The 9,164-nt window shown below is 44.6% G+C and carries 9 protein-coding genes and 1 pseudogene; 2 read left to right on the forward strand and 8 right to left on the reverse strand.

Annotated elements, in window-relative coordinates:
- Positions 1-242: 242 nt before the first annotated feature.
- The 5 genes from L5470_RS12850 to L5470_RS12870 all read right to left on the reverse strand — a co-directional run bounded on the left by L5470_RS12850 (position 243) and on the right by L5470_RS12870 (position 5,026).
- Positions 243-977 (reverse strand): class I SAM-dependent methyltransferase, encoded by a 735-nt coding sequence (locus tag L5470_RS12850; RefSeq protein ID WP_499500202.1) that lies wholly within the window; start codon positions 975-977, stop codon positions 243-245.
- 260 nt (positions 978-1,237) lie between these two features.
- Positions 1,238-2,320 (reverse strand): glycosyltransferase family 4 protein, encoded by a 1,083-nt coding sequence (locus L5470_RS12855; protein WP_499500203.1) that lies wholly within the window; start codon positions 2,318-2,320, stop codon positions 1,238-1,240.
- A complete protein-coding gene (locus tag L5470_RS12860) occupies positions 2,320-3,525 on the reverse strand; it encodes a glycosyltransferase (RefSeq protein ID WP_499500204.1) in 1,206 nt (401 codons plus the stop codon). Before L5470_RS12860 ends, L5470_RS12855 begins: the two co-directional genes overlap by 1 nt.
- Positions 3,515-4,654 carry a glycosyltransferase gene (locus tag L5470_RS12865; protein ID WP_499500205.1) on the reverse strand — a complete coding sequence of 380 codons (1,140 nt, stop codon included), beginning with the start codon at positions 4,652-4,654 and terminating at the stop codon, positions 3,515-3,517. The genes L5470_RS12860 and L5470_RS12865 overlap by 11 nt, the downstream gene beginning before the upstream one ends.
- Before the next feature lie 51 nt (positions 4,655-4,705).
- Positions 4,706-5,026: a hypothetical protein gene (locus tag L5470_RS12870; protein ID WP_499500209.1), complete on the reverse strand. Its 321-nt coding sequence runs from the start codon at positions 5,024-5,026 to the stop codon at positions 4,706-4,708.
- An 18-nt stretch (positions 5,027-5,044) separates the two neighbouring features.
- Here L5470_RS12870 and L5470_RS12875 point away from each other — a divergent pair.
- Positions 5,045-5,158, forward strand: a pseudogene (locus L5470_RS12875) (IS1 family transposase); the annotation flags it as partial.
- An 83-nt stretch (positions 5,159-5,241) separates the two neighbouring features.
- Here the strand turns inward: L5470_RS12875 and L5470_RS12880 are convergent.
- Positions 5,242-7,371, reverse strand: coding sequence for a GumC family protein (locus L5470_RS12880; RefSeq protein ID WP_499500206.1), 2,130 nt, complete (start codon positions 7,369-7,371; stop codon positions 5,242-5,244).
- A 69-nt stretch (positions 7,372-7,440) separates the two neighbouring features.
- On the reverse strand, positions 7,441-8,568 hold the full coding sequence (locus L5470_RS12885) for an SLBB domain-containing protein (protein ID WP_499500207.1): 1,128 nt from the start codon (positions 8,566-8,568) through the stop codon (positions 7,441-7,443).
- A gap of 93 nt (positions 8,569-8,661) precedes the next feature.
- Here L5470_RS12885 and L5470_RS12890 point away from each other — a divergent pair, with 93 nt between their 5' ends.
- Complete coding sequence (locus L5470_RS12890; RefSeq protein ID WP_198406100.1) at positions 8,662-8,820, forward strand: hypothetical protein; 159 nt, start codon at positions 8,662-8,664, stop codon at positions 8,818-8,820.
- Positions 8,821-8,859: 39 nt separating this feature from the next.
- Here the strand turns inward: L5470_RS12890 and L5470_RS12895 are convergent, their stop codons facing one another.
- The gene (locus tag L5470_RS12895) at positions 8,860-9,123 is read right to left on the reverse strand and encodes a zinc ribbon domain-containing protein (protein ID WP_499500208.1); all 264 of its coding nucleotides are present in this window, start codon (positions 9,121-9,123) and stop codon (positions 8,860-8,862) included.
- Positions 9,124-9,164 lie beyond the last annotated feature (41 nt).

The raw sequence follows: 9,164 nt of genomic DNA on the forward strand, positions 1-9,164 counted from the left end.
ACGTGGGCAAATCGCCTCGGTTGTCTTTGCTTCCACTATAAGAATCAATTCTCCCGCAACATCGGTATAATCTTCAACCTCAATTCCAGGTAGGTTGAGTAGATCAGTTAGAAGTAGCTGCATATCTCAGATTTCGTATAGCATGTTACATTAGCATACCAAGTCCGATAGACCCGAGTTTGCTGGTTAATCTCAGTGGCTGCAATCTTAACTACATAGTTACCCTAAGCACGTCACATGGACTAACTCTTAATGGCCAGTGCACACCAGTAGGGTGGATGGTCAGAAAAGCGAATATCAGTAAAACCAGCATTAGTTAGCATTTCATTAATTTCAAATCGACTAAAGCGCTGCTCTAATTGTGTTCCAAATCGATCTAGGGCATCATTTCTCATTACATAAAATGGTTTATCACGGTAATACGCTAATGGCCAAGAATCAGGTAGTAAGCGCAAGTAATCTAAAAGCAATGCCATTCTTGCCAATGGCCAATAGATAAATATACTTATAATTTGACTAATGAAAAAGCGCAAAATATAAGGTAAGCGAGATACTAAGCGACGTATCCAGTCACTACACCGCCATAAAATTTGATAAATAAAGCAACGGTTATCAAATGCGTAGTAAACATAAATTAAACATGGAGCACCTTTTTTAAGCTTAGCAGCGATACTATCAATACCTGCTGCTGGATTAGGCATATGGTGAAGAACGCCAAGACAAAATGCAAAATCTAGAGATTCATTTTCTATAGGTAAGTCTTCAATAGAAGAGTTAATAAAGCTAACATTTGTAATATCTTTGAGGTTTATTTTAGCAATTTCTAAGGCCTCTGGACTAGCGTCAACTAGAATGAGATGACCAACCCGTTGAGCTACAAATTTAGACCAACGACCACTACCACAACCTAAATCTGCACATATAGCTCTAGGTGGTAATCTTGACCAGTCAAGTAAAGAAAAATAATCCGAAAACATTTGCTCTAATACTTTCTCGTTGAAGTTTCTGTAAGTGAATCTAGACCACTCATCACCAAAACCACGAACAACTTCAGAATCTATATTTTATGTAAGTTCTTAGCCTCGGGCATACCTTTATTCACACCTTCTATTCAAATATTAAAAACTCAATAGCAGTTGCATTATTTAACTATTTAAATGATTTGATTAGCTGAATTTTAATTCTGAAATTCAGAGATTTGCGAAATTTGATCAATCTAATGAGTCTATACATTAACTTAATACCGTCTTTGATGATTAGCAAGTACTAACTCTAACAAGTGGACAAACTTTGGGGCAGTAACCTGTAAGCAATAGTATTGCTCAACTCTCTGACGACCTGCTTCTCCCATTTGAATACGTAGCTCAGTGTCTTCAATTAAAGTTTTAAGGGTACAAAACCACTCTTCATGGGTTGAAGCTAAAAATCCCGTTACACCGTGGATGACAATTTCAGTATTTACTCCGACAGGGGATGCAATGACAGGCAAGCCGCAGGCCATATACTGAATTAACTTCAGACCACACTTGCCCCGTTCCCACGGCTCATTAGGTAAAGGCATAATGCCAATATCGCACTCCAGCAGTTCGCTGACTTCTGTTGCTTCTGTCCAAGGGCATATATTGACAGTAACGCTAGGAATACTTGTTGAGCGACCACCAATTACATGTAATTCAATCGGACACCTAAGCGCTACGCTTTCTAAAGCTAGATTGATCTCTTGCAGGTAGTGCTCCGTTTTTGGAGTACCAATCCAAGCAATTTTCACAGTCTTAGCTTTAGTATGTTTTTTTATGCTTTTATATTTTTCCAAATCAATAGTAGTTGGAAGAATTTCCACCCATGGGGCACCAACTTTCAATGCATATTCAGCAAGGTAAGAATTACCAACTGTTACTAAGTCTGCACATCGCATAACAGAAGCAATTTTAGAGCCAAGTATATGCCTAATTATCCTTAATTGATGGCAATCATATTGATGAAAAAGAGCGTCATCATAATCAACAATTATAGGAATATCTAAGTTTTTAATAAAACTCTCAAAAATTGCAGGGAAATAAGGAAATATTTCTTTCTCAATTATCAGAATATCGAAATTTTTTAATTTTATTAAAATTAGTAGGCGCTTAAAAAATGACTGCAAAGCATCCAAGTATTTTAGAAAACTACCCTGGTATAGATGAGTAACATAATTTTGATTAAATAATTCCGCTGTATGGCAGGTAAAACCAGCTTTTTCTAGCCTTTCATAGTACTGAAAGAACCGATATCGGCTGCTAGCTCCGCAGCGGTCATATTTTGTGAGAAATAAAATTTTCATCACTTGTTTTCAAATTGAGAGTAGATTTGCTTATATTTTTTAATTCCTTCTTCAAGAGAGAAATATTTTTCTGCTGTGTAACGACATCGCTTACTTAACTCACTATCATTTAATAAGTCAATTATATTATTTACAGCTTCAACCATTGATAAATCATCAAAATTCCTGAGAACTACTCCTACTTTTTCAGTTTCTATGATTTCTGTCATATCACCAATGCCGTCATTAGTAACGCATGGAAGGCCACAAGCTAACAGTTCTCCGAGTTTAGTAGGGCTTGAAGCAATTTTAGAGTAAGCAGGCTTGGCAAAAAATATTACCAAGTGCATTTCAGCATACTTTTGGGGGATGGAAGATGGTAATACAGACTCAATCGAAAAGCTATCAGGGCTTATCTGTTCTTGTTGTATTTTCTGGTTTATATAATCATGCTCTCCTTTATTAAGAATTTTGAAAAAACAGCCACTACTGTTTTTATTTTGAAGGTATTTAAAGAACTTTATTGCTGTATCAAAGAGATACCGTCCACTAGCCGCACCAACATAGCCAACTATTAGTTTGTTTTTGTTTAAATATAGTTTTTCTCTATTAATTTTAAAAAGATTTAAATCAGTACATGTAGTAATATGATATATAGATAAGTTTTTATTTTTTAAATATGTAAATTTATTGATTTCATTAATTGCTGCTTTTGTTAGAGAAACAACTGAATCTGCATTCAAAAGAAATTGCTTTTCAAACCACTTGGCTGTTAAATATAAAAAGCTATCTTTTGCCCAAAGATCAGCGTCAACACGTTCATCAGCCCAAAAGCCGCGCATATCAAAAATGAATTTTATACCTAGAATTTTTCTTAATGCTAGCGCAATAACTGAAGGTACATAACTTCGGGCATGGACAATTTTAATACGTTTGATAAGCACTAACATAAAAGCAATAAGCAAGCCTTGCACTATATCAAAGCTGGTCGCTAAAGCTGTAGGTGATTTGTGGTATTTTAGCGGTATCCAATGAATCTGTTTTGCCCTTACTTGCTTTTTTAGACGATCTCGTTCTGTGTCGTTGTCCCAATCATGGCTTTTCTCAAAGCTAAGAATATAGATTTCATAGGAGCTACTTAACCCCTCAAGGTAACGTAAAACTTGAGACTGGCCTAGTGGCTCTAACAACCCATCGTAGGTAATATAAAGAATTCTAGTACTCATCTGGAAACATTACTGATAGATATTGCTTTGCGATTTTCTCGACACTAAAATCTGCTGCTCGTTGCTTTAAGAAATTAGGATCGGGAGGATTAGTCAGCGTTTCTAGCATGGCAGCAGCAAGGGCATCAGCATCTCCAACAGATACCAGCTTACCATATTTACCATCCTCAAGAATTTCTCTTGGACCACTTGGACAATCCGTAGAGATAACTGGCAAGCCACACGCTAAAGCTTCAACAATAACATTACCAAAGCCCTCATGGTCCGATGAAAGTACGAATAGATCAGCTGTGTGGTAAAAAGGTGCAGGATTTGCATGAAATCCTGCAAAAATAATTTTATTGATTATTTTTAGTTCTTCTGCAAGTGAGCATAATTCTTTCTCTAGATGACCCCTTCCTACTAACATTAAGCAGCTTTGTGGTAAAGAAAGTTTAGCAAAAGCATACAATAAGAGTGCATGATTCTTTGGCTCTTTTAAGGTTCCAACGCTAAGAATTCGCTGCCCTCTAGGTCTCTGCCAAAGAAACTCAGCATACTTTAGTTCCTGCTCTGTTGGATAATTAAGCAAGCGTAGTGGGTTATTTATTACACTGATGTGTTCTACCGGAAGTTTCGCTAAAGCACTCATGTCCTGAGCGACACCCCGTGAAACAGCAATACGAGCATCAGCAAGGCGATATCCTATAATACTTGATAACTTAAGTAAAAATCTATGCTTCTTACCCCAGTCTTTATATTGTTGACTTAAGATAGAGTGTTCTGAAACAATGATTTTTGTATTTACTTTAGGAAATAGCTTTACTAGGGGAGCAATAACAGTAAGTGGCCACATTGCCACTAAAAGAATATCAGGTTTTTTATCTCTTAAATATTTTACTAAAGGAAATATAATGTTTCGAAAATTAGATATATCTAATGACGTTATTGGACACTGAATTTGTGCTTCTTCTAAAAATTCACCCTTGGCAGAGCAAACCAAATACTCAACAGCAAATCCTTGCTCAATAAAACTTTTGCCCAACTGAATCATAACTTGTTCAGCGCCTCCACCTCGGAAGTCAGGTAAAAGAATACAAATCAATTTGTAATTTTTATATATCTGCTGTTTGTGCTCAAAATCATTCATAATGGCATCTCCTCGATATCCATGAAGGTGCAGGACAGGAATTATATAAGCTTATCCGGTATCCTGCTTGAGGGCAAGGACATCAGCATGGGTATCGGGAACATCACCGGGTTGTAGGGGCAAGAGGTTCAATTGTGCTTTTTTACTAAGATAGGTTTCTAGAAGCTTAATATAGCGTAGCAGCTCCACTGGCGTGTGAGCAGCGATGTTGTACACTCGCCACGGGGCAAGGCTGGTTGCCGGATGCGGGGCATAGCCATCCCACTGGGGATTGGAGGTGACAGGACGATCCAGCGCACGAATAATGCCTTCAACAATGTCATCAATATCAATATAGGTAAAATCCCGCCGATACTTGCCATAGTTAAACACTGGCAATGGTTCATCATTGTAGACAGTGAGAATATACGTTTAAGACATTATCTTGCTCGGTTGCACTGGGAAACATTGTGCTATTCCAAATCCGTAGGGATGTTAAGGTGTTCTATTCGTTTACTAATTTAGTATTTGAAGTTTCAAAAAGTACCTGTTCCCCTCTAGTTCATGGCTCCATTCAGCAGCGCCATTAATTGTTAGTTCATTGATGCTCACTCCCGTACCACTACTCCTAAGAGATCTGTGGTGAAGAAAGATTCTTGTAAGGCGCGGCGCACGTTCATTGGGGATGACTGATGCAGCTTCAGCACTAATAGTGTTTTATCTACAACCGCTGACCATAGCTTTGCATCCACAGCGCTTAGCAGGGGTGGTGTATCTACAATTACCCAATCAAAGCGGTCGGCGATCGCCCCCATGAAACGGGTGAGCGACCCATGGCTGAGGAGGTGCACTGGGTGCTGTCGCAGTTGACCAGCCGTGAGGATGGTTAAACCGATCTGTGGCGCAAGGCGATCGCTGGCTTCTCCCTGCGCTAACAGATCCGCTAAACCTTGGCCATCATTTAAGCCAAGATAGCGATGTAGAGCAGGTCGCCGCAAGTCCCCATCAATGAGTAAGACGTTTTTGCCGGTGGCAGTAGCCGCCAAGGCCAGATTGAGGGCAACACTGGTGCGACCTTCACCATGGCTAGGGGAAATAATAGCAAGGGAGCGACCATGGCCTGCTAGCGCTAAGTTGGCGTAAAGATGATGGAACGCTTCTTGTACCTGTTCGTAATCGCCGATCGCTGGCAGCACTTGGGTCACCCGCCATGCCACATTACCAATCTTCGCTATCTGCTCGAGGCGGATGTTCGGTTGTCCTTCCGCTGTGGGGATACGCCCCAGTAGGGGCAACTTAAGGGTAGCCTGAACCTGTTCGGCACTGCTAAAGGTATTGTCAAGGGCATCTGCAATGACAACTGCCAGAACGCCTACAGCAAGGCTGGCGATCGCCCCGAGGAGCAGTAAATGCAGTCGCGAGACCGTTGGGATGACGGGAGTATTGTCAATATCTGAGAGGAGCTGCCATGCAAAATTGTCTTGAGCAAGTTGTAATTGCACCGCTTGCCGCGCCTTATTCAACCCCTCAAGGGAGTGATGAGCCGTGCGGATGCGGTTTTCAATGCGACCCAGTTTTGGTAATTGGCTGCTTAACTGCTGTAATTCCCTAGCGATCGCCGCTTGGGGCGTTGCCAGTTCCGCATCATAGCGCTGTTGGGTGTCGTACTCAATCCATGCCATCAAATAGTTGGTAATCAACGTTTGGGAGACAGCTCCCTGAAACCCCAGAGCGGTAGGATTCTCAACCCGATACTGCTCACCAATCACCTCAGCCGCAATGGTTTGCAATTGTGCCACCAGAGCATTGCGCTGCTCCTCAAGGGCAAGGAGAATGGGAGTCCCTTCGCGGAAAATAGCCAGATTTTCAGCAATTTGCCGATCCACGTCCTGAATCTGCGCCAGTTGCTGTTGATAGGCGGGGGATGCGCTTAAGTTAGCAGCCGCTAGGGCTTCAGCGGGAGTCATGTTTAGCTGTTGTTGGAGCCCTTGAAAGCGGCCGTAGGCTTCTACAGCCTTGAGACGCGCTGCTTGCCGCAAGGAGTGGATTTGGCGATATTGCTCCGTCAATAGACGCATCTGTTCCGATGGTTGCAGACTGGCTCCAGTGGGTTGCGCCGCCTGCAAGTCCCGTTGCAGTTGCTCTAGCTCCGTGAGGTACTGTTCAATATCTTTGTTGATTTGGCTGAGGGTGCGTTCCAGGTGCTGGTGGCGATCGCGCTGGCCGTAAGCCATAAATGTCTCTGCCAAGGCGTGCAGCACTGCACTCACCCGCTCCGGATCGCGATCGCGATAGGTAACCTCAAGCACTTTCGCTGGCTCTGCTTCTGTAGGACGCACCGGGCGAATTGTGAGCCGCTGACTCAGATCATGGGTAGAAGTCTGCATCTGCTCAGCCACCGGCGCAAGGACTTTATCGCTCCCAAGCACAACAATTTGCGTCTCCACATCCGACTGTGTAGGTATCGGTGGCGGTAAAGCAGGCTGAGATTCCGGCAGAGTGCCTGCTATCCCTTCTGTAGCAGCAGCCGGCGAGTCAGGTAGAGTAGTTCTAGTGGGTTCAACCAGCAGCCGAAAACGCGCTTCATAGGATGGTGGGTTCAGTACCACGTACGTGACTGTGGCCAAGAATGATACTAAAACGGTTCCGGACAGCAACCGCCAGCGCTGCCTACAGCGATCCAAGAATGAATGCCGCCCCCCATTCGCCAACGCCCCCTTTGCACTTGGCAGCGGCATAGGGTGGGGCAGCTTGCCCTTTACCACCCGTAAATTAGGTACCTTTTGGGGCAATGGCATCAGTCACTACTAATCCAATAGATTGATGATAATGCCTAACGTTCCCAACGCGCCTAGAGGCCGCAAAGCATTCCCCACTGCATCCCCAAATTGAGTCAAGCCCGACCGCTCCACCACAATCACATCTCCCTGCTGCAAGACCGGATTGCTATTCGCGCTAGGCTGCGCTGCCATACTAAAGGGAATCCGACGACGGCTCACTGTTCCATCCCGATTCAGACGCACGAGGGTGATGCGGGAGGTGTTGGCTCGCTGAACGTTAAACCCACCAGCGGCACCAATCCCTTGGGTCAGGGTAGCATTGGCAGGTACCTGCACTAACCCAGGCTTGAGCACCTCTCCCACCACCTGGACATTGATCACTTGGGGGGAAAAGGTGGCGGAGGCGACTCGCACCGCTTCAGCCGCATTCACAGTGGTCGCCTTGGGAATCACAATCACATCATCACTGCGCAGCGTAATATCTTGGGTGGCATCGCCAGATTGGATTAATTCCCAAAGATTAATTTTGGTGACGGCTGTTTGACCGTTTCCCAGTTGGCGGCGTACCTCAATATTGCGAATATCCGCATCTTGGGTAATTCCCCCTGCTTGTGTGAGAGCATGGCTCAGGCGTGGCCATGTCAACCCCCCAGACAAATTCATGGTGTCGCCTAGACCCGCGCCAGCAGACACGGATACCCCAGTAAGCGGCACAATATAACTGCCCGGTCGGCTCACCTCACCCGCCACAAGAATTTTCATGGGTCGGGGCGTTTGCAAAGACACGGTTACTGCTGGAAAACGCATGACTTTACTATACGCATTGAGGATCACCTGCTCCGCTTGTGGCACCGTGAGTCCCTCCACCACCAACCGCCCCGCTAGGGGTAACACAACAGAGCCATCAAGGTTGACTGTAAACTGTTTTTGATTCGTCACACTCGAGGGGAGGTTGACCACTTCCACAAACAGAATATCGCCAGCACCTAAGATATAGTCAGCAAGGGGATTGACGCCAAAGTTGTAGGTCGTTGGCGTGATAGGAGCCATTTGAGCCATTGTGGGGCGAGCCATCAGCGGGGTCAGGGTGAGTATGCCAGCGATCGCCAACGGTGTTGTTACTTGCTGCAGCATATTGAAGCGTAGGTGCCCCATCAACGTCTCCTCCTCATTAGTGCCCTTCGTTGGCACAACGCGCCCTCCAAAAACTCTTTTATCATATCTCTCGTTCCATCGTTGATTAGTGTCTTGAACTGCTCCTTAGATGGGATTGCTGCCCTTCAAGCAGTATGGGAACCGACCACAGGAACCACTGAAGACTTCCGCTGCCTAGTGGTTAACCCAGTCATTGCCCAGATGCTCAGTCGGGATCGCGATGAATTTAGTGGGACGCATGGGGTTTCGTGAACTGAACCCCGCCCTAGAAGGGCGAGGCTTCTACCCCGGTTAGGGGCTTAATTCCGGGTTCCCCGGTAAAAGACGAACCGCCTCTTGCAGGATATTCCATGCAGCGGTCACGTCGCGAACATGCTGCCTTCCGCACGATGGGCACCTCCACTCTCGGTCACTGAGCGTCAAATTGTCGTTCAGTGACCCGCAATCCCAGCAAAGCTTGGTGGACGGGAACCAGCCCTCAATGAATTGAACGGCAGCTCCGTACCACTTGCCCTTATAGGTGGTGTAGACGTGCAGCGCTCGGATACAGATTATCTACGGCGCTTTGGAGTGACTGTGAATTGGGGTATAGATCG

Source organism: Synechococcus sp. PCC 6717 (assembly GCF_022698185.1).
GTDB lineage: Bacteria > Cyanobacteriota > Cyanobacteriia > Thermosynechococcales > Thermosynechococcaceae > Thermosynechococcus > Thermosynechococcus lividus.

Coding starts and splice junctions, on each gene's coding strand:
- L5470_RS12860 (WP_499500204.1), bottom strand. CDS start 3,525: ATGAGTACTAGAATTCTTTATATTACCTACGATGGGTTGTTAGAGCCA.
- L5470_RS12855 (WP_499500203.1), bottom strand. CDS start 2,320: ATGAAAATTTTATTTCTCACAAAATATGACCGCTGCGGAGCTAGCAGC.
- L5470_RS12850 (WP_499500202.1), bottom strand. CDS start 977: ATGTTTTCGGATTATTTTTCTTTACTTGACTGGTCAAGATTACCACCT.
- L5470_RS12865 (WP_499500205.1), bottom strand. CDS start 4,654: ATGAATGATTTTGAGCACAAACAGCAGATATATAAAAATTACAAATTG.
- L5470_RS12880 (WP_499500206.1), bottom strand. CDS start 7,371: ATGCCGCTGCCAAGTGCAAAGGGGGCGTTGGCGAATGGGGGGCGGCAT.
- L5470_RS12885 (WP_499500207.1), bottom strand. CDS start 8,568: ATGGGGCACCTACGCTTCAATATGCTGCAGCAAGTAACAACACCGTTG.